Origin of the sequence: Vibrio bathopelagicus, assembly GCF_014879975.1 — a bacterium.
Taxonomy (GTDB): Bacteria; Pseudomonadota; Gammaproteobacteria; order Enterobacterales; family Vibrionaceae; genus Vibrio; species Vibrio bathopelagicus.
The window spans coordinates 1,730,780-1,748,977 of sequence record NZ_CP062500.1 but is presented as its reverse complement, the minus strand read 5'-3'; the positions used below and the strand labels follow the sequence as shown (position 1 = coordinate 1,748,977).

Sequence of the window (18,198 nt, the reverse complement as noted above, 5' to 3'; positions counted from 1 at the left end):
CCTGCCTTATAAACATCAAAATCAATTTAACATAATATACATAATACGCACTAAGAGCTAATTTGTTTAAGACCGTCTAAGGCGTCCAGATAACCAGAAACGGCCTTACCATTACGATACAGCTTATCTCTAAGCTGCTCATTCTTGCGAACCTCTGATAAGTAAAGCTCTCGATACTTCAAAGCCTCATAACCGCCCTTGATTAGTGCCTTACTCATTGTAGACGTGTTGGTTTGGTCTTTTAGGTCTGAAAGCATTTTCTCATGCTCTGTTGTGTCTCGAATTGTAATTGCCATCATTTTTCCTTTCTGCACAAATTACCTGGTTTGATTATGGTAGCAAAATAACAACTCGAGTCCAGGAACCGGTGCGTGTTTTGATAGCAAACATAAAAATCATAATACGCACTTAGACAGATTTAAGAGTCACCAGTGACCACAGCTATTTAGTGCATAGAAACCATAATACGCACAGAGAGCTATCAGAGAGCCAGTAAAACTATAACCACCCAAAAACACCCAACAAAGCCTAACCAAGCTTTAAGAGCGCTTAGCAAGATGAAGGTTTTCGTTTGCGTCTTTAGCTATGCTACGGTCGCAAGCTCCCTGATTTTCGGGCAATAAAAGGCACTCCCCAAAAGTATGAAGAGTGCCCTTATCCCTACGGGGTTAGACCGAATCAATATTGAATTTTGAGCATTCAAAAATAGAATTTGATTATTGAACAGAAATGTAAGCGCGAGACTTGTAGTTAACAACTGATGAAACATAATCATAATGAGCTTCCATCTTCAAAGCGATATCAATAACGCTACAACCATCATCGTGAAGCTGTCGCATGAGCTCAATATCATTATCTGAAAACTTACAAAGACGATGTGACTCCCCACAATTGTGTTCAAGCCCCATCTTAGCAGCAAAACGCCTAACACCCCCATAGCTACGACCTAAATCCTTTGCAATCTGTTTATAGGACTTAGTCGCATGATGCTTCCTGATGTAATCCTTATCTCGAGGTGAATACGGCTTACGCCTAGAAGAAAGACCTAGCATCAAAATTTGCTTTGAAACAGAGGGATAGCTAACACCAAAATGCTCAGCTATATCACGATAAGAACGCCCTGAAGCATAGAGTTCTTTAATCTCATGACGCTCCTCATCCGTCCAAATTTTACAACCACGAACCAATAAAGCCTTATGTTGAGTTTCTCTATAATCACGGTAAAAAGAAGAATTCATAATATGCTACCCCGTTATTTCTTTAAGTAATTTTTGATGAATATCAGGAAGACTAAACTCCGAATCCTGATGTTCACTGGACACGAGGAGACCGAAAACCTTTTCAATATCCCCATCAAAATATTTAGCTAAATCCGCAAGCGTTCGACCAACCTGACGACGCGCCCACTTTGCTCTCCCGTGAATATCGAGAGCGATTGAAGACTTTTTGTGATCACCTTTACAGGGCAAGAAGCCACGATTGAAGCCGAGAAATCGCAAATTCCGGCAAAATAACCGCTAATATCGAGCAGAACATCAATAGGAAAGTCCTTCAATTCCACCTCATTGCGAAACCAATACATATCAAGCCCTAATTGAGCAGCCTTGTTATAAATACGCCAGTAAACCCTAGATTGACGACTACCCACTTCAAACGATTCATTAACAACACGACCATTAGCCTCTTTAAAAACACGTTCGCCAGCAACTGGCGTTCTACCTCTTGAACTAGTTCTAAACGCATCATCTGAATAGGCTTTCTTTGCATAATCACGACCAAAAGACCGTGAAAATCATCGACAGCCAAATCAATACGAGAAAGCTTCGAGCAATCGAGAAGCTGTAACCACCAATGCAAACGAAACAAAGATGTATGCTCAACAAGAGAACGACACCCTAGCCCTTCAAGCTGTATATAACAGGTATCACGGTTACCACCGAGAGCCACAAAACCAACGTGCTGACGAGAATGTTTAGGAGTCAAATGACAGGAATCCTCATAACCATTAAGCCCCTTTTCACGCCACGGAGACATTCTCAAACCTAAAACGTGAAGACAAAAACTTCCAAACGGTCAAGCATGGCAACGCGCCATTTAGAACGATAAAGATCCTCTAGTTTTGCTTTTCGCTTAGGACAACGAACACGCTGATACGTTGGTTTTGGTAATGGTGCCCAACAAGGATTAGACAAATCAGACTTGTGAGCATGACGGAGTGATGAGTACGGAAATGAAAAAGACAAGTAATCAACAAAACGAAGGCGTAGCCTCAGTGTCGATTTGTAGCTCTTCTACTGTAAAAATATTCTTTTCATTAAATCCCAAAAACCTGTCAAGTGTAACTTTTCATCCATACTAGATATAAAAATTTACATTTTCAAGTCACTGGATAAAAAACACTCCTTATAATTAAATAAATTAACCAATTAAGGGGCTTTTATGTTTGAAGATAAAATAAAGTGGCTTAGAGAGGGTAGAAAAATGCGACAAGAAGATGTTGCAAAAGCTATCGGCATTACAAAATCAACATACATAAAGTATGAAAAAGGCACCCAATCCCCGCAATTAGAAGTGGTGGAAAAAATAGCAAGGCTATATGGGGTCTCAGTCTCAGAGCTAGTAGGAGGAGAAAAACCATCCTTAAACGAGCAGTTAAACTCAAGAATGGAGTTAATAGATAAACTGGAGGATGAGGAAAAAAATCAATAATGCTAATAATTGACGGTCTGATATACAGAAGACAAAACATCGAGTTATCAAAAACACTATAGATAACTCGCTAACGCTCAAACACTGGCGCGTTACACTTGCGAATACACGGTGAAGGCTGACAGTTCCGTGGAATTAACCCCCGTAATACTAGACGGGGTTTCGCTCCCTCCGCCGCGTTCGGCCTCCTCAGTCTTCGTCGTTCTCACTTGTTGTCAGGTCGGCAAACTAAAAGGAAAAGTAAAAAGCCTAGTGGAAATACTAGGCTTTTCAGTAAGTTAAGAATTAACTGTATCGATGTAAGTGCGTATTGTGCGAATTATGTTACGGGCTAGCCCTTAGGGAATGATCTAATTCGGACGCACCACGTAAACGGCTATAGCGACCTCATTAGCCACATTCCCTAGCGTTCTAGGCCGCTGGCAAACCCTCAACATAATTCATACCCATAATACGCACTAAGAGCTAATTTGTTTAAGACCGTCTAAGGCGTCCAGATAACCAGAAACGGCCTTACCATTACGATACAGCTTATCTCTAAGCTGCTCATTCTTGCGAACCTCTGATAAGTAAAGCTCTCGATACTTCAAAGCCTCATAACCGCCCTTGATTAGTGCCTTACTCATTGTAGACGTGTTGGTTTGGTCTTTTAGGTCTGAAAGCATTTTCTCATGCTCTGTTGTGTCTCGAATTGTAATTGCCATCATTTTTCCTTTCTGCACAAATTACCTGGTTTGATTATGGTAGCAAAATAACAACTCGAGTCCAGGAACCGGTGCGTGTTTTGATAGCAAACATAAAAATCATAATACGCACTTAGACAGATTTAAGAGTCACCAGTGACCACAGCTATTTAGTGCATAGAAACCATAATACGCACAGAGAGCTATCAGAGAGCCAGTAAAACTATAACCACCCAAAAACACCCAACAAAGCCTAACCAAGCTTTAAGAGCGCTTAGCAAGATGAAGGTTTTCGTTTGCGTCTTTAGCTATGCTACGGTCGCAAGCTCCCTGATTTTCGGGCAATAAAAAGGCACTCCCCAAAAGTATGAAGAGTGCCCTTATCCCTACGGGGTTAGACCGAATCAATATTGAATTTTGAGCATTCAAAAATAGAATTTGATTATTGAACAGAAATGTAAGCGCGAGACTTGTAGTTAACAACTGATGAAACATAATCATAATGAGCTTCCATCTTCAAAGCGATATCAATAACGCTACAACCATCATCGTGAAGCTGTCGCATGAGCTCAATATCATTATCTGAAAACTTACAAAGACGATGTGACTCCCACAATTGTGTTCAAGCCCCATCTTAGCAGCAAAACGCCTAACACCCCCATAGCTACGACCTAAATCCTTTGCAATCTGTTTATAGGACTTAGTCGCATGATGCTTCCTGATGTAATCCTTATCTCGAGGTGAATACGGCTTACGCCTAGAAGAAAGACCTAGCATCAAAATTTGCTTTGAAACAGAGGGATAGCTAACACCAAAATGCTCAGCTATATCACGATAAGAACGCCCTGAAGCATAGAGTTCTTTAATCTCATGACGCTCCTCATCCGTCCAAATTTTACAACCACGAACCAATAAAGCCTTATGTTGAGTTTCTCTATAATCACGGTAAAAGAAGAATTCATAATATGCTACCCCGTTATTTCTTTAAGTAATTTTTGATGAATATCAGGAAGACTAAACTCCGAATCCTGATGTTCACTGGACACGAGGAGACCGAAAACCTTTTCAATATCCCCATCAAAATATTTAGCTAAATCCGCAAGCGTTCGACCAACCTGACGACGCGCCCACTTTGCTCTCCGTGAATATCGAGAGCGATTGAAGACTTTTGTGATCACCTTTACAGGGCAAGAAGCCACGATTGAAGCCGAGAAATCGCAAATTCCGGCAAAATAACCGCTAATATCGAGCAGAACATCAATAGGAAAGTCCTTCAATTCCACCTCATTGCGAAACCAATACATATCAAGCCCTAATTGAGCAGCCTTGTTATAAATACGCCAGTAAACCCTAGATTGACGACTACCCACTTCAAACGATTCATTAACAACACGACCATTAGCCTCTTTAAAAACACGTTCGCCAGCAACTGGCGTTCTACCTCTTGAACTAGTTCTAAACGCATCATCTGAATAGGCTTTCTTTGCATAATCACGACCAAAAGACCGTGAAAATCATCGACAGCCAAATCAATACGAGAAAGCTTCGAGCAATCGAGAAGCTGTAACCACCAATGCAAACGAAACAAAGATGTATGCTCAACAAGAGAACGACACCCTAGCCCTTCAAGCTGTATATAACAGGTATCACGGTTACCACCGAGAGCCACAAAACCAACGTGCTGACGAGAATGTTTAGGAGTCAAATGACAGGAATCCTCATAACCATTAAGCCCCTTTTCACGCCACGGAGACATTCTCAAACCTAAAACGTGAAGACAAAAAACTTCCAAACGGTCAAGCATGGCAACGCGCCATTTAGAACGATAAAGATCCTCTAGTTTTGCTTTTCGCTTAGGACAACGAACACGCTGATACGTTGGTTTTGGTAATGGTGCCCAACAAGGATTAGACAAATCAGACTTGTGAGCATGACGGAGTGATGAGTACGGAAATGAAAAGACAAGTAATCAACAAAAACGAAAGGCGTAGCCTCAGTGTCGATTTGTAGCTCTTCTACTGTAAAAATATTCTTTTCATTAAATCCCAAAACCTGTCAAGTGTAACTTTTCATCCATACTAGATATAAAAATTTACATTTTCAAGTCACTGGATAAAAAACACTCCTTATAATTAAATAAATTAACCAATTAAGGGGCTTTTTATGTTTGAAGATAAAATAAAGTGGCTTAGAGAGGGTAGAAAAATGCGACAAGAAGATGTTGCAAAAGCTATCGGCATTACAAAATCAACATACATAAAGTATGAAAAAGGCACCCAATCCCCGCAATTAGAAGTGGTGGAAAAAATAGCAAGGCTATATGGGGTCTCAGTCTCAGAGCTAGTAGGAGGAGAAAAACCATCCTTAAACGAGCAGTTAAACTCAAGAATGGAGTTAATAGATAAACTGGAGGATGAGGAAAAAAATCAATAATGCTAATAATTGACGGTCTGATATACAGAAGACAAAACATCGAGTTATCAAAAACACTATAGATAACTCGCTAACGCTCAAACACTGGCGCGTTACACTTGCGAATACACGGTGAAGGCTGACAGTTCCGTGGAATTAACCCCCGTAATACTAGACGGGGTTTCGCTCCTCCGCCGCGTTCGGCCTCCTCAGTCTTCGTCGTTCTCACTTGTTGTCAGGTCGGCAAACTAAAAGGAAAAGTAAAAAGCCTAGTGGAAATACTAGGCTTTTCAGTAAGTTAAGAATTAACTGTATCGATGTAAGTGCGTATTGTGCGAATTATGTTACGGGCTAGCCCTTAGGGAATGATCTAATTCGGACGCACCACGTAAACGGCTATAGCGACCTCATTAGCCACATTCCCTAGCGTTCTAGGCCGCTGGCAAACCCTCAACATAATTCATACCCATAATACGCACTAAGAGCTAATTTGTTTAAGACCGTCTAAGGCGTCCAGATAACCAGAAACGGCCTTACCATTACGATACAGCTTATCTCTAAGCTGCTCATTCTTGCGAACCTCTGATAAGTAAAGCTCTCGATACTTCAAAGCCTCATAACCGCCCTTGATTAGTGCCTTACTCATTGTAGACGTGTTGGTTTGGTCTTTTAGGTCTGAAAGCATTTTCTCATGCTCTGTTGTGTCTCGAATTGTAATTGCCATCATTTTTCCTTTCTGCACAAATTACCTGGTTTGATTATGGTAGCAAAATAACAACTCGAGTCCAGGAACCGGTGCGTGTTTTGATAGCAAACATAAAAATCATAATACGCACTTAGACAGATTTAAGAGTCACCAGTGACCACAGCTATTTAGTGCATAGAAACCATAATACGCACAGAGAGCTATCAGAGAGCCAGTAAAACTATAACCACCCAAAAACACCCAACAAAGCCTAACCAAGCTTTAAGAGCGCTTAGCAAGATGAAGGTTTTCGTTTGCGTCTTTAGCTATGCTACGGTCGCAAGCTCCTGATTTTCGGGCAATAAAAAGGCACTCCCCAAAAGTATGAAGAGTGCCCTTATCCCTACGGGGTTAGACCGAATCAATATTGAATTTTGAGCATTCAAAAATAGAATTTGATTATTGAACAGAAATGTAAGCGCGAGACTTGTAGTTAACAACTGATGAAACATAATCATAATGAGCTTCCATCTTCAAAGCGATATCAATAACGCTACAACCATCATCGTGAAGCTGTCGCATGAGCTCAATATCATTATCTGAAAACTTACAAAGACGATGTGACTCCCCACAATTGTGTTCAAGCCCCATCTTAGCAGCAAAACGCCTAACACCCCCATAGCTACGACCTAAATCCTTTGCAATCTGTTTATAGGACTTAGTCGCATGATGCTTCCTGATGTAATCCTTATCTCGAGGTGAATACGGCTTACGCCTAGAAGAAAGACCTAGCATCAAAATTTGCTTTGAAACAGAGGGATAGCTAACACCAAAATGCTCAGCTATATCACGATAAGAACGCCCTGAAGCATAGAGTTCTTTAATCTCATGACGCTCCTCATCCGTCCAAATTTTACAACCACGAACCAATAAAGCCTTATGTTGAGTTTCTCTATAATCACGGTAAAAAGAAGAATTCATAATATGCTACCCCGTTATTTCTTTAAGTAATTTTTGATGAATATCAGGAAGACTAAACTCCGAATCCTGATGTTCACTGGACACGAGGAGACCGAAAACCTTTTCAATATCCCCATCAAAATATTTAGCTAAATCCGCAAGCGTTCGACCAACCTGACGACGCGCCCACTTTGCTCTCCCGTGAATATCGAGAGCGATTGAAGACTTTTGTGATCACCTTTACAGGGCAAGAAGCCACGATTGAAGCCGAGAAATCGCAAATTCCGGCAAAATAACCGCTAATATCGAGCAGAACATCAATAGGAAAGTCCTTCAATTCCACCTCATTGCGAAACCAATACATATCAAGCCCTAATTGAGCAGCCTTGTTATAAATACGCCAGTAAACCCTAGATTGACGACTACCCACTTCAAACGATTCATTAACAACACGACCATTAGCCTCTTTAAAAACACGTTCGCCAGCAACTGGCGTTCTACCTCTTGAACTAGTTCTAAACGCATCATCTGAATAGGCTTTCTTTGCATAATCACGACCAAAAGACCGTGAAAATCATCGACAGCCAAATCAATACGAGAAAGCTTCGAGCAATCGAGAAGCTGTAACCACCAATGCAAACGAAACAAAGATGTATGCTCAACAAGAGAACGACACCCTAGCCCTTCAAGCTGTATATAACAGGTATCACGGTTACCACCGAGAGCCACAAAACCAACGTGCTGACGAGAATGTTTAGGAGTCAAATGACAGGAATCCTCATAACCATTAAGCCCCTTTTCACGCCACGGAGACATTCTCAAACCTAAAACGTGAAGACAAAAACTTCCAAACGGTCAAGCATGGCAACGCGCCATTTAGAACGATAAAGATCCTCTAGTTTTGCTTTTCGCTTAGGACAACGAACACGCTGATACGTTGGTTTTGGTAATGGTGCCCAACAAGGATTAGACAAATCAGACTTGTGAGCATGACGGAGTGATGAGTACGGAAATGAAAAGACAAGTAATCAACAAAACGAAAGGCGTAGCCTCAGTGTCGATTTGTAGCTCTTCTACTGTAAAAATATTCTTTTCATTAAATCCCAAAAACCTGTCAAGTGTAACTTTTCATCCATACTAGATATAAAAATTTACATTTTCAAGTCACTGGATAAAAAACACTCCTTATAATTAAATAAATTAACCAATTAAGGGGCTTTTATGTTTGAAGATAAAATAAAGTGGCTTAGAGAGGGTAGAAAATGCGACAAGAAGATGTTGCAAAAGCTATCGGCATTACAAAATCAACATACATAAAGTATGAAAAAGGCACCCAATCCCTGCAATTAGAAGTGGTGGAAAAAATAGCAAGGCTATATGGGGTCTCAGTCTCAGAGCTAGTAGGAGGAGAAAAACCATCCTTAAACGAGCAGTTAAACTCAAGAATGGAGTTAATAGATAAACTGGAGGATGAGGAAAAAAATCAATAATGCTAATAATTGACGGTCTGATATACAGAAGACAAAACATCGAGTTATCAAAAACACTATAGATAACTCGCTAACGCTCAAACACTGGCGCGTTACACTTGCGAATACACGGTGAAGGCTGACAGTTCCGTGGAATTAACCCCGTAATACTAGACGGGGTTTCGCTCCTCCGCCGCGTTCGGCCTCCTCAGTCTTCGTCGTTCTCACTTGTTGTCAGGTCGGCAAACTAAAAGGAAAAGTAAAAAAGCCTAGTGGAAATACTAGGCTTTTCAGTAAGTTAAGAATTAACTGTATCGATGTAAGTGCGTATTGTGCGAATTATGTTACGGGCTAGCCCTTAGGGAATGATCTAATTCGGACGCACCACGTAAACGGCTATAGCGACCTCATTAGCCACATTCCCTAGCGTTCTAGGCCGCTGGCAAACCCTCAACATAATTCATACCCATAATACGCACTAAGAGCTAATTTGTTTAAGACCGTCTAAGGCGTCCAGATAACCAGAAACGGCCTTACCATTACGATACAGCTTATCTCTAAGCTGCTCATTCTTGCGAACCTCTGATAAGTAAAGCTCTCGATACTTCAAAGCCTCATAACCGCCCTTGATTAGTGCCTTACTCATTGTAGACGTGTTGGTTTGGTCTTTTAGGTCTGAAAGCATTTTCTCATGCTCTGTTGTGTCTCGAATTGTAATTGCCATCATTTTTCCTTTCTGCACAAATTACCTGGTTTGATTATGGTAGCAAAATAACAACTCGAGTCCAGGAACCGGTGCGTGTTTTGATAGCAAACATAAAAATCATAATACGCACTTAGACAGATTTAAGAGTCACCAGTGACCACAGCTATTTAGTGCATAGAAACCATAATACGCACAGAGAGCTATCAGAGAGCCAGTAAAACTATAACCACCCAAAAACACCCAACAAAGCCTAACCAAGCTTTAAGAGCGCTTAGCAAGATGAAGGTTTTCGTTTGCGTCTTTAGCTATGCTACGGTCGCAAGCTCCTGATTTTCGGGCATAAAAAGGCACTCCCCAAAAGTATGAAGAGTGCCCTTATCCCTACGGGGTTAGACCGAATCAATATTGAATTTTGAGCATTCAAAAATAGAATTTGATTATTGAACAGAAATGTAAGCGCGAGACTTGTAGTTAACAACTGATGAAACATAATCATAATGAGCTTCCATCTTCAAAGCGATATCAATAACGCTACAACCATCATCGTGAAGCTGTCGCATGAGCTCAATATCATTATCTGAAAACTTACAAAGACGATGTGACTCCCCACAATTGTGTTCAAGCCCCATCTTAGCAGCAAAACGCCTAACACCCCCATAGCTACGACCTAAATCCTTTGCAATCTGTTTATAGGACTTAGTCGCATGATGCTTCCTGATGTAATCCTTATCTCGAGGTGAATACGGCTTACGCCTAGAAGAAAGACCTAGCATCAAAATTTGCTTTGAAACAGAGGGATAGCTAACACCAAAATGCTCAGCTATATCACGATAAGAACGCCCTGAAGCATAGAGTTCTTTAATCTCATGACGCTCCTCATCCGTCCAAATTTTACAACCACGAACCAATAAAGCCTTATGTTGAGTTTCTCTATAATCACGGTAAAAGAAGAATTCATAATATGCTACCCCGTTATTTCTTTAAGTAATTTTTGATGAATATCAGGAAGACTAAACTCCGAATCCTGATGTTCACTGGACACGAGGAGACCGAAAACCTTTTCAATATCCCCATCAAAATATTTAGCTAAATCCGCAAGCGTTCGACCAACCTGACGACGCGCCCACTTTGCTCTCCCGTGAATATCGAGAGCGATTGAAGACTTTTGTGATCACCTTTACAGGGCAAGAAGCCACGATTGAAGCCGAGAAATCGCAAATTCCGGCAAAATAACCGCTAATATCGAGCAGAACATCAATAGGAAAGTCCTTCAATTCCACCTCATTGCGAAACCAATACATATCAAGCCCTAATTGAGCAGCCTTGTTATAAATACGCCAGTAAACCCTAGATTGACGACTACCCACTTCAAACGATTCATTAACAACACGACCATTAGCCTCTTTAAAAACACGTTCGCCAGCAACTGGCGTTCTACCTCTTGAACTAGTTCTAAACGCATCATCTGAATAGGCTTTCTTTGCATAATCACGACCAAAAGACCGTGAAAATCATCGACAGCCAAATCAATACGAGAAAGCTTCGAGCAATCGAGAAGCTGTAACCACCAATGCAAACGAAACAAAGATGTATGCTCAACAAGAGAACGACACCCTAGCCCTTCAAGCTGTATATAACAGGTATCACGGTTACCACCGAGAGCCACAAAACCAACGTGCTGACGAGAATGTTTAGGAGTCAAATGACAGGAATCCTCATAACCATTAAGCCCCTTTTCACGCCACGGAGACATTCTCAAACCTAAAACGTGAAGACAAAAACTTCCAAACGGTCAAGCATGGCAACGCGCCATTTAGAACGATAAAGATCCTCTAGTTTTGCTTTTCGCTTAGGACAACGAACACGCTGATACGTTGGTTTTGGTAATGGTGCCCAACAAGGATTAGACAAATCAGACTTGTGAGCATGACGGAGTGATGAGTACGGAAATGAAAAAGACAAGTAATCAACAAAAACGAAAGGCGTAGCCTCAGTGTCGATTTGTAGCTCTTCTACTGTAAAAATATTCTTTTCATTAAATCCCAAAACCTGTCAAGTGTAACTTTTCATCCATACTAGATATAAAAATTTACATTTTCAAGTCACTGGATAAAAAACACTCCTTATAATTAAATAAATTAACCAATTAAGGGGCTTTTTATGTTTGAAGATAAAATAAAGTGGCTTAGAGAGGGTAGAAAAATGCGACAAGAAGATGTTGCAAAAGCTATCGGCATTACAAAATCAACATACATAAAGTATGAAAAAGGCACCCAATCCCTGCAATTAGAAGTGGTGGAAAAAATAGCAAGGCTATATGGGGTCTCAGTCTCAGAGCTAGTAGGAGGAGAAAAACCATCCTTAAACGAGCAGTTAAACTCAAGAATGGAGTTAATAGATAAACTGGAGGATGAGGAAAAAATCAATAATGCTAATAATTGACGGTCTGATATACAGAAGACAAAACATCGAGTTATCAAAAACACTATAGATAACTCGCTAACGCTCAAACACTGGCGCGTTACACTTGCGAATACACGGTGAAGGCTGACAGTTCCGTGGAATTAACCCCGTAATACTAGACGGGGGTTTCGCTCCCTCCGCCGCGTTCGGCCTCCTCAGTCTTCGTCGTTCTCACTTGTTGTCAGGTCGGCAAACTAAAAGGAAAAGTAAAAAGCCTAGTGGAAATACTAGGCTTTTCAGTAAGTTAAGAATTAACTGTATCGATGTAAGTGCGTATTGTGCGAATTATGTTACGGGCTAGCCCTTAGGAATGATCTAATTCGGACGCACCACGTAAACGGCTATAGCGACCTCATTAGCCACATTCCCTAGCGTTCTAGGCCGCTGGCAAACCCTCAACATAATTCATACCCATAATACGCACTAAGGCAGATTTAAGAGTCACCAGTGACCACGGCTGTTTAGTGCATAGAAACCAATCTACCAGTCTCGATATTCTTTAAGACACCAACAGTAAGACTTTCATTATCACACATTGCAGATGCTGCCTGTTTAATGTCAGATTCTCTATCTTCAGGAACCCAAAGAGTTACTTTCTTCAAACCTTTAGACTTCATTCTTTCTTCATATCTTTTATTCTTACTCACGGTAACACCTCCAGTAAAACTATAACCACCAATTAACACTCAACAAAGCCTACCCAAGTTTAAAGAGCGCCTAGCAAGATGAAGGGTTTTCTTTTTCTCTCCAACATTGCTACGCTTCGCTGCTTATCGCTCAACAACCTAAACCGACCCCTTAACATGATCATGTTCGCTTATCCCTGCGGGGCTTGTTTCTTACTAAGATTGAATATATCTACAGACTTTTGAACATTATCAACCCTACCACTCATCAATTCACTACTGTCTGAAGCAATAGCAACACCACTCGATGTAGGTGGACACGTTAAAACCCTCGACACTAATTTAGAGCGCACTTGAATCAAACAATCATCAATCAATTCAAAGCGGTAACCATAGCGATTCAAAACAGCCGAGCGTATATAAAAGTATCTACCCCTTTATCTATCCTAAAAACAAAATCCGAATACTCACCAAACCCTTTGGATAAACCGTCCTATTTACCGACGTAAGATAGACCGCTGTAGAACCGTTAAACACAGGAAAAGCATCAAAGAAAGGATTCACAGCATCAGGAAGACTTTCAGAAGAACCTTGAGAATTAGCATTGCTAGAACCCACCCGAACAGAACTTTCCCCATCTTCGATAGGAGCATTTTCAGATACTGAAACGTTAGTCGAATGGATAGAGTAGCCGAGTCGGAAACGGCAGCTGGCGAATCAACCGTTTGAACTTCACCCACATCAGAATCAGATAGTACATAAGATAAATCCCATATAAATTTGCCAATGGCCACGACACCGATAAGGATCGCAAGAATGAATTTTGGAGACTTCAAAGCCGAGATGTCAGACTTAGTCGCGTTAAAACCTCCCGTTCCCGTAGACTTATAAAGCGCGAATACATCAATAGGAATTTTCTTAGTCGAACTACTAGCCATATCGGCCTTAGTGGAAGGAGATGTCTTAGTTGACTTAGGAGAATGATTATAGATTCGAGGCTTACGACTTCGAAAGAACGTATCCGTTGAACGATGAGAATAAGCTTCTCCGGCACACCCTTTTAGCCAAGTGGGAATTGCAGTGTAGTCAGGTGTAAGCATGACAATATCCCATTGGTATTTTCTATGTCGCGTGAATGCGCCATAAAAATCGAACGGGTAAAGAAGCCTATTGTTTTCATCAAACTGAGTACGTTCACAATCATCAACATCCCCTACTTCGAACGAATCAGGGTCAACAGGAAGCCAGCGAGAATAGAACAGTTCTGAAAAGTCTTTAGGTAGATAATCCACGAACTCTGAAAGCGGTTTTCTTAAAAACTTCTCACGCTTGAATCCAGCTTCAGAACAATATAAATCCTGACACTCATCAATAACAATGAATGCCCCAATTGGCATCCAGTTAAACCAGTTTTGCCAAAGCATCACCCCTCAGAAGATCGCGAAAAGATTCGAATCAATCGTGCTGAATCTGGAAACTTTTCACCTAACAACTCCTCGATAGATTCTTTAGGTTTCAAACCCTCAATATTAGTGACCACGATACGCCCCTCACGTAGAGCAGGAAGCACTTCAAACCATGTAACGTAAGCAGTTTTATAAGCCCCGTTAGAGCCATGACGAAAGGAAACAGCCATATCACCACCCCATAATTCTAAGTACAAACGCGGTAGCAAAGGCATCAACAATAATTCGAACTGAATCAACAATACCGAACTGGTAACAGGCAAAGCGTAAGTCTGAGGGAAGTTTGTTAAAGGCCATGTTCAGCACCGTATAGACCTCATATTCAGAAAGCAGCAAGGATGCCACGTTATAGGCCATTTCTAACATTTGGATTTTTAAGTAGATATAGAGCTTAATGAACCAAAACCATGCGTATGTGAACACGTCCAGAAACAATTCCGGTATGGTGGCGAAGAAGTCGTAAATACTGCCAAAGACAGTAACGATGTAATCAAGTGCGCTGTAGAAATATTCCATGATTTATACCTTAGAGCGACCAGAGGAAAGCAAGATAAAGCCAGCTAATAGAGTAGCGATGAATAAGATAACGGTTCGAATCATATTGGTGTTGTTAGAGCCTAAAGAGCTAAATAAATTGAAGCCAACATCAACATCCCATCGACTAAGAAAGAAGCTTGTACCGTCATATGAGCCGTCAGAGAATGACATTTGACCAAGTTTCAAAGGAGATTGCTTGAGCTTACTTTCAAGTGTTTCTTCAAGGTCATCAATTTCAGTTTTTAGATCATCAACTGCTGTAGTGAGTACAGTGTTAGTAGCGTATCCATCACCTTGACCAGGGGCATTGAATGAACCTGACTTTCCAAAGAAACTTTGAAGAGCATCTTGTAATTGAGCTTTTGTTAGACCGTCACCGTCAGTAGAGCCGCCACCGCCCGTAGAACCACCGCCAGTCTCACCACCGCCAGTCTCACCACCGCCAGTCTCACCACCGCCAGTTTCACCACCACCAGTCTCACCACCACCAGTTTCACCACCACCAGTCTCACCACCACCAGTTTCACCACCACCAGTCTCACCACCACCAGTTTCACCACCACCAGTCTCACCACCACCAGTCTCACCACCACCAGTCTCACCACCACCAGTCTCACCACCGCCAGTTTCACCACCGCCAGTTTCACCACCGCCAGTTTCACCACCACCAGTCTCACCACCGCCAGTTTCACCAACTTCAGATGTTTCTGAACCATCACAGGAATCACCTGTATAGGTAAAAACACCGTATGGAGGATTAGCAGCAGGGAAAAATAGGTCTGACTTAGCTCGACAAGAGTTTCGACAAATATTCACAACGTCACGCGTACCCTCAGGAAAAGAAACAGTACCGAGCTCGTTACCTTCCATTTTTTCACAAGGATTTTCACAAAGTCCTGTACTTGGGTTCATCTCTTTATTGGCAGGACAAGAGCCAGTCGATTGAAAAGAGATCGTGTGATAGGAATTGCCAACACGAGAGCCAGAACAATCAGCGCTTCCATAAATATTGTAGCTAGCGCGAATGGAAGTAGTGCCAAGAGAAAAAGACGTGTAACAAACGTATTTGCCGTACCACTTACCTGAAGTAATGCGCTTAGATTCAGCGGTCTTAGCAAGTGCTAGGAGGCCGCTACCTGTTCCTACAGTGCCTACTGGAACAGTGGAAACTTGAGAACGGTAAACATTAGAAAGTGCAAAAGCATTAGAAGTGAACGCGAAAAATAGTAAAACAATAAGACGATACACAATATATCCCTTATAAAAAAAGGGAGCCGAAGCTCCCAATCAATCAACCTGCTATGACTCCGGTGTAAACCCCATAAAGGAATGAGGCGCACGTTAAAGAGCCAAGAACAACGGAGATAATCATTACTTACGGAGCCAAGAAACAACCATACCTAGACCGAAACCAAGTGCAGCAATACCTATCACACCAGAAGTGGTAAGGCTAACCATAGATTTCCCCGCATCGACAGCGGCAGTAATAGCGGTTTCGTTTGCACCTTCAGCGAACGCAGAGCCAGAAGTAACAGCGACAGAAGCAACAAGGATTTTATTGCTAACCAATTGACGTAATTTAATCATAATAATTTTCCTAAATGGATTAACGAAAGTGTTTTAATACACGGCCTAGAACATGACCACCAACAAAGGTTGCCAAGCTCTGACCGACAACGAATTCATACAAAGATTTGTCGAATTCAAGTAATGACCAATCAAATTGACCATCAACCAAGTGCGTTAACTGCTCTTTAGAGACCAAGACATACTCACAAACATCACCAGACGATTGTTGCAAAATCCCATCAATAACAGTCACACAAATAGACATAAATATTACCTATTGATTTTTTGGTGTAATGCTTTGCTTGAATTCGTAAAGCGCTAAGATACCAGCAGCATGCTTAGGATTATTCTCATCCAAAACAGCACGCTTGATTAGCAACTCTATTCTTTCATCTAGCAAACGCATCACCTCATCAATATCCATTAGACGACCTACTTCTTATGAAGATCATCAAAAAGTGATTTGATAACAGAGAAATCCACAATAAGGTTTTTATTTGGGTCCTCTGGATTTGGTTCAAGAACAACGTCCGCGAAAACAGGGAACGCTGTGGTTTCACATTTCTTTAGAAGCTCAGAAGAATAAACAAAGGCCATTTGTGGCTTTTCGATTTTCCCATCATTCACTTCACCAACACCAAAACCAAAGGAAATACATTCACCCTTTTCAGTTTTCCAACTGCGTGGCTTTTTACCGTAATAAATTTCAGCCATTTCATAAGGCTTACCGTCTTTCTTTGAAATGCCTTTAGAGTAAGTGCCACCAAGTAGAACTAATTTCATTTTTAACCGCCCGTTATTTCTTTGATTATTTTTTGATGAATATCAGGAAGACTGAACTCTGAATCCTGATGTTCACTAGATACGAGGAGACCGAAAACCTTTTCGATATCCCCATCAAAATACTTAGCTAAATCGGCAAGAGTTCGACCAACTTGACGACGCGCCCACTTCGCTCTTCCATGGATATCGAGAGCGATTGAAGACTTTTTTGTGATCACCTTTACAGGGCAAGAAGCCACTATCGAAGCCGAGAAATCACACAATCCTGCATAATGGCCGCTAATATCGAGCAGCACATCAATAGGGAAATCCTTAAGTTCGACCTCATTTCGGAACCAGTACATATCAAGACCTAATTGAGCAGCCTTATTATAAATACGCCAGTAAACCCTAGATTGACGGCTACCAACTTCAAACGATTCATTAAGAACTCGACCATTGGCCTCTTTAAAAACACGTTCGCCAGCAGCTGGAGTTCTACCTCTAGAGCTAGTTCTAAACGCATCATCTGAATAAGCTTTCCTTGCATAGTCACGACCAAAAAGGCCATGAAAATCATCAACAGCTAAATCAACACGCGAAAGCTTCGAGCAATCAAGAAGCTGTAACCACCAATGCAAGCGAAACAAAGATGTATGTTCAACAAGAGAGCGACACCCTACTCCTTCAAGCTGTATGTAACAGGTGTCACGGTTACCACCGAGAGCGACAAAACCAACGTGTTGACGAGAATGTTTAGGCGTTAAATGACAAGAATTTTCATAACCATTAAGACCTTTATCGCGCCAAGGTGACATTTTCAAACCAAGAACGTGAAGACAAAAAACCTCCAAACGGTCAAGCATGGCAACACGCCATTTAGATCGATAAAGATCCTCTAATTTTGCTTTGCGATTAGGACAACGAACGCGCTGATATGTTGGTTTTGGTAGCGGTGCCCAGCAAGGATTAGACAAATCTGACTTGTGAGCATGACGAAGTGATGAGTACGGGAACGAAAAAGCAAGGTAATCAACAAAAACAAAAGGCGAAGCCTCAGTGTCGATTTGCAATTCTTCTGCTGTGAAAATCTTCTTTTTCATGGCGTACTAAAAACCTGTCAAGTAGTAATTTTCAGTCATAGTAAGGAT

General features: G+C 41.3%; 23 protein-coding genes and 4 pseudogenes. 4 read left to right on the top strand and 23 right to left on the bottom strand.

Annotated features, from left to right (window positions below; all coding sequences use genetic code 11):
• Window positions 1–50: 50 nt before the first annotated feature.
• The 3 genes and pseudogenes from IHV80_RS07690 to IHV80_RS07680 all read right to left on the bottom strand — a co-directional run bounded on the left by IHV80_RS07690 (window position 51) and on the right by IHV80_RS07680 (window position 2,325).
• Window positions 51–296 carry a hypothetical protein gene (locus IHV80_RS07690; protein ID WP_019824186.1) on the bottom strand — a complete coding sequence of 82 codons (246 nt, stop codon included), beginning with the start codon at window positions 294–296 and terminating at the stop codon, window positions 51–53.
• 420 nt (window positions 297–716) lie between these two features.
• A complete protein-coding gene (locus IHV80_RS07685) occupies window positions 717–1,238 on the bottom strand; it encodes a helix-turn-helix domain-containing protein (protein ID WP_192890642.1) in 522 nt (173 codons plus the stop codon).
• A gap of 6 nt (window positions 1,239–1,244) precedes the next feature.
• Window positions 1,245–2,325 (bottom strand): annotated as a pseudogene (locus tag IHV80_RS07680) (replication initiation factor domain-containing protein).
• A 114-nt stretch (window positions 2,326–2,439) separates the two neighbouring features.
• Between IHV80_RS07680 and IHV80_RS07675 the strand changes: the two are divergent.
• Window positions 2,440–2,709, top strand: a complete 270-nt coding sequence (locus tag IHV80_RS07675; protein ID WP_226088520.1) for a helix-turn-helix domain-containing protein — start codon at window positions 2,440–2,442, stop codon at window positions 2,707–2,709.
• 458 nt (window positions 2,710–3,167) lie between these two features.
• Here the strand turns inward: IHV80_RS07675 and IHV80_RS07670 are convergent, their stop codons facing one another.
• From IHV80_RS07670 to IHV80_RS07660, 4 genes and pseudogenes are all read right to left on the bottom strand, one after another.
• Window positions 3,168–3,413 carry a hypothetical protein gene (locus IHV80_RS07670; protein WP_019824186.1) on the bottom strand — a complete coding sequence of 82 codons (246 nt, stop codon included), beginning with the start codon at window positions 3,411–3,413 and terminating at the stop codon, window positions 3,168–3,170.
• Window positions 3,414–3,834: 421 nt separating this feature from the next.
• Window positions 3,835–3,957 carry a hypothetical protein gene (locus IHV80_RS25325; RefSeq protein ID WP_264158430.1) on the bottom strand — a complete coding sequence of 41 codons (123 nt, stop codon included), beginning with the start codon at window positions 3,955–3,957 and terminating at the stop codon, window positions 3,835–3,837.
• The gene (locus IHV80_RS25460; RefSeq protein ID WP_192890643.1) at window positions 3,909–4,304 is read right to left on the bottom strand and encodes a helix-turn-helix domain-containing protein; all 396 of its coding nucleotides are present in this window, start codon (window positions 4,302–4,304) and stop codon (window positions 3,909–3,911) included. Before IHV80_RS25460 ends, IHV80_RS25325 begins: the two co-directional genes overlap by 49 nt.
• Window positions 4,305–4,360: 56 nt before the next feature.
• A pseudogene (locus IHV80_RS07660) lies at window positions 4,361–5,441 on the bottom strand (replication initiation factor domain-containing protein).
• A 114-nt stretch (window positions 5,442–5,555) separates the two neighbouring features.
• Between IHV80_RS07660 and IHV80_RS07655 the strand changes: the two are divergent.
• Complete coding sequence (locus IHV80_RS07655; protein ID WP_226088520.1) at window positions 5,556–5,825, top strand: helix-turn-helix domain-containing protein; 270 nt, start codon at window positions 5,556–5,558, stop codon at window positions 5,823–5,825.
• A gap of 457 nt (window positions 5,826–6,282) precedes the next feature.
• Here IHV80_RS07655 and IHV80_RS07650 read toward each other — a convergent pair whose 3' ends face one another.
• The 3 genes and pseudogenes from IHV80_RS07650 to IHV80_RS07640 form a co-directional block, all read right to left on the bottom strand.
• Window positions 6,283–6,528 carry a hypothetical protein gene (locus tag IHV80_RS07650; RefSeq protein WP_019824186.1) on the bottom strand — a complete coding sequence of 82 codons (246 nt, stop codon included), beginning with the start codon at window positions 6,526–6,528 and terminating at the stop codon, window positions 6,283–6,285.
• 420 nt (window positions 6,529–6,948) lie between these two features.
• Window positions 6,949–7,470, bottom strand: coding sequence for a helix-turn-helix domain-containing protein (locus IHV80_RS07645; protein WP_192890642.1), 522 nt, complete (start codon window positions 7,468–7,470; stop codon window positions 6,949–6,951).
• Between the two features lie 6 nt (window positions 7,471–7,476).
• Window positions 7,477–8,556: pseudogene (locus tag IHV80_RS07640) on the bottom strand (replication initiation factor domain-containing protein).
• 155 nt (window positions 8,557–8,711) lie between these two features.
• Here IHV80_RS07640 and IHV80_RS07635 point away from each other — a divergent pair.
• Window positions 8,712–8,939, top strand: a complete 228-nt coding sequence (locus IHV80_RS07635) for a helix-turn-helix domain-containing protein (protein ID WP_226088519.1) — start codon at window positions 8,712–8,714, stop codon at window positions 8,937–8,939.
• A gap of 457 nt (window positions 8,940–9,396) precedes the next feature.
• Here the strand turns inward: IHV80_RS07635 and IHV80_RS07630 are convergent, their stop codons facing one another.
• From IHV80_RS07630 to IHV80_RS07620, 3 genes and pseudogenes are all read right to left on the bottom strand, one after another.
• Window positions 9,397–9,642, bottom strand: coding sequence for a hypothetical protein (locus IHV80_RS07630; RefSeq protein WP_019824186.1), 246 nt, complete (start codon window positions 9,640–9,642; stop codon window positions 9,397–9,399).
• A 419-nt stretch (window positions 9,643–10,061) separates the two neighbouring features.
• Complete coding sequence (locus IHV80_RS07625) at window positions 10,062–10,532, bottom strand: helix-turn-helix domain-containing protein (RefSeq protein ID WP_192890641.1); 471 nt, start codon at window positions 10,530–10,532, stop codon at window positions 10,062–10,064.
• A gap of 56 nt (window positions 10,533–10,588) precedes the next feature.
• A pseudogene (locus IHV80_RS07620) lies at window positions 10,589–11,670 on the bottom strand (replication initiation factor domain-containing protein).
• Window positions 11,671–11,784: 114 nt separating this feature from the next.
• Here IHV80_RS07620 and IHV80_RS07615 point away from each other — a divergent pair.
• Window positions 11,785–12,066 (top strand): helix-turn-helix domain-containing protein, encoded by a 282-nt coding sequence (locus IHV80_RS07615; RefSeq protein ID WP_226088518.1) that lies wholly within the window; start codon window positions 11,785–11,787, stop codon window positions 12,064–12,066.
• A gap of 482 nt (window positions 12,067–12,548) precedes the next feature.
• On the opposite strand, the gene IHV80_RS07610 is transcribed toward IHV80_RS07615, so the two are convergent.
• From IHV80_RS07610 to IHV80_RS07570, 10 genes are all read right to left on the bottom strand, one after another.
• Entirely contained in the window at window positions 12,549–12,734 is a 186-nt protein-coding gene (locus tag IHV80_RS07610) for an antitoxin MazE-like protein (protein WP_192890640.1), read from the bottom strand.
• Between the two features lie 539 nt (window positions 12,735–13,273).
• The gene (locus IHV80_RS07605; RefSeq protein WP_264158429.1) at window positions 13,274–14,137 is read right to left on the bottom strand and encodes a zonular occludens toxin domain-containing protein; all 864 of its coding nucleotides are present in this window, start codon (window positions 14,135–14,137) and stop codon (window positions 13,274–13,276) included.
• Complete coding sequence (locus IHV80_RS25320) at window positions 14,137–14,349, bottom strand: zonular occludens toxin domain-containing protein (protein ID WP_264158428.1); 213 nt, start codon at window positions 14,347–14,349, stop codon at window positions 14,137–14,139. Before IHV80_RS25320 ends, IHV80_RS07605 begins: the two co-directional genes overlap by 1 nt.
• 1 nt (window position 14,350) lies before the next feature.
• Window positions 14,351–14,695 (bottom strand): hypothetical protein, encoded by a 345-nt coding sequence (locus IHV80_RS07600; protein WP_192890639.1) that lies wholly within the window; start codon window positions 14,693–14,695, stop codon window positions 14,351–14,353.
• 3 nt (window positions 14,696–14,698) lie between these two features.
• Window positions 14,699–15,964 carry a hypothetical protein gene (locus tag IHV80_RS07595; protein ID WP_192890638.1) on the bottom strand — a complete coding sequence of 422 codons (1,266 nt, stop codon included), beginning with the start codon at window positions 15,962–15,964 and terminating at the stop codon, window positions 14,699–14,701.
• Window positions 15,965–16,087: 123 nt separating this feature from the next.
• Entirely contained in the window at window positions 16,088–16,303 is a 216-nt protein-coding gene (locus IHV80_RS07590; protein ID WP_192890637.1) for a hypothetical protein, read from the bottom strand.
• Window positions 16,304–16,322: 19 nt separating this feature from the next.
• The gene (locus tag IHV80_RS07585) at window positions 16,323–16,550 is read right to left on the bottom strand and encodes a hypothetical protein (protein ID WP_019350627.1); all 228 of its coding nucleotides are present in this window, start codon (window positions 16,548–16,550) and stop codon (window positions 16,323–16,325) included.
• A gap of 9 nt (window positions 16,551–16,559) precedes the next feature.
• Complete coding sequence (locus tag IHV80_RS07580) at window positions 16,560–16,709, bottom strand: hypothetical protein (RefSeq protein ID WP_165919362.1); 150 nt, start codon at window positions 16,707–16,709, stop codon at window positions 16,560–16,562.
• A gap of 8 nt (window positions 16,710–16,717) precedes the next feature.
• Window positions 16,718–17,068: a hypothetical protein gene (locus tag IHV80_RS07575; RefSeq protein WP_192890636.1), complete on the bottom strand. Its 351-nt coding sequence runs from the start codon at window positions 17,066–17,068 to the stop codon at window positions 16,718–16,720.
• Between the two features lie 2 nt (window positions 17,069–17,070).
• Window positions 17,071–18,150, bottom strand: a complete 1,080-nt coding sequence (locus tag IHV80_RS07570) for a replication initiation factor domain-containing protein (RefSeq protein WP_192890635.1) — start codon at window positions 18,148–18,150, stop codon at window positions 17,071–17,073.
• Between the last annotated feature and the right edge of the window lie 48 nt (window positions 18,151–18,198).

Bases quoted from the DNA above. Each gene is read 5' to 3' on its own strand.
- IHV80_RS07645 (WP_192890642.1), bottom strand. From the start codon at position 7,470: ATGAATTCTTCTTTTTACCGTGATTATAGAGAAACTCAACATAAGGCT.
- IHV80_RS07650 (WP_019824186.1), bottom strand. From the start codon at position 6,528: ATGGCAATTACAATTCGAGACACAACAGAGCATGAGAAAATGCTTTCA.
- IHV80_RS25325 (WP_264158430.1), bottom strand. From the start codon at position 3,957: ATGCGACAGCTTCACGATGATGGTTGTAGCGTTATTGATATCGCTTTG.
- IHV80_RS07590 (WP_192890637.1), bottom strand. From the start codon at position 16,303: ATGATTAAATTACGTCAATTGGTTAGCAATAAAATCCTTGTTGCTTCT.
- IHV80_RS07685 (WP_192890642.1), bottom strand. From the start codon at position 1,238: ATGAATTCTTCTTTTTACCGTGATTATAGAGAAACTCAACATAAGGCT.
- IHV80_RS07605 (WP_264158429.1), bottom strand. From the start codon at position 14,137: ATGCTTTGGCAAAACTGGTTTAACTGGATGCCAATTGGGGCATTCATT.
- IHV80_RS07630 (WP_019824186.1), bottom strand. From the start codon at position 9,642: ATGGCAATTACAATTCGAGACACAACAGAGCATGAGAAAATGCTTTCA.
- IHV80_RS07570 (WP_192890635.1), bottom strand. From the start codon at position 18,150: ATGAAAAAGAAGATTTTCACAGCAGAAGAATTGCAAATCGACACTGAG.
- IHV80_RS07655 (WP_226088520.1), top strand. From the start codon at position 5,556: ATGTTTGAAGATAAAATAAAGTGGCTTAGAGAGGGTAGAAAAATGCGA.
- IHV80_RS07600 (WP_192890639.1), bottom strand. From the start codon at position 14,695: ATGGAATATTTCTACAGCGCACTTGATTACATCGTTACTGTCTTTGGC.
- IHV80_RS07615 (WP_226088518.1), top strand. From the start codon at position 11,785: ATGTTTGAAGATAAAATAAAGTGGCTTAGAGAGGGTAGAAAAATGCGA.
- IHV80_RS07670 (WP_019824186.1), bottom strand. From the start codon at position 3,413: ATGGCAATTACAATTCGAGACACAACAGAGCATGAGAAAATGCTTTCA.
- IHV80_RS07580 (WP_165919362.1), bottom strand. From the start codon at position 16,709: ATGGATATTGATGAGGTGATGCGTTTGCTAGATGAAAGAATAGAGTTG.
- IHV80_RS07690 (WP_019824186.1), bottom strand. From the start codon at position 296: ATGGCAATTACAATTCGAGACACAACAGAGCATGAGAAAATGCTTTCA.
- IHV80_RS07575 (WP_192890636.1), bottom strand. From the start codon at position 17,068: ATGAAATTAGTTCTACTTGGTGGCACTTACTCTAAAGGCATTTCAAAG.
- IHV80_RS25320 (WP_264158428.1), bottom strand. From the start codon at position 14,349: ATGGCTGTTTCCTTTCGTCATGGCTCTAACGGGGCTTATAAAACTGCT.
- IHV80_RS07585 (WP_019350627.1), bottom strand. From the start codon at position 16,550: ATGTCTATTTGTGTGACTGTTATTGATGGGATTTTGCAACAATCGTCT.
- IHV80_RS07635 (WP_226088519.1), top strand. From the start codon at position 8,712: ATGCGACAAGAAGATGTTGCAAAAGCTATCGGCATTACAAAATCAACA.
- IHV80_RS07675 (WP_226088520.1), top strand. From the start codon at position 2,440: ATGTTTGAAGATAAAATAAAGTGGCTTAGAGAGGGTAGAAAAATGCGA.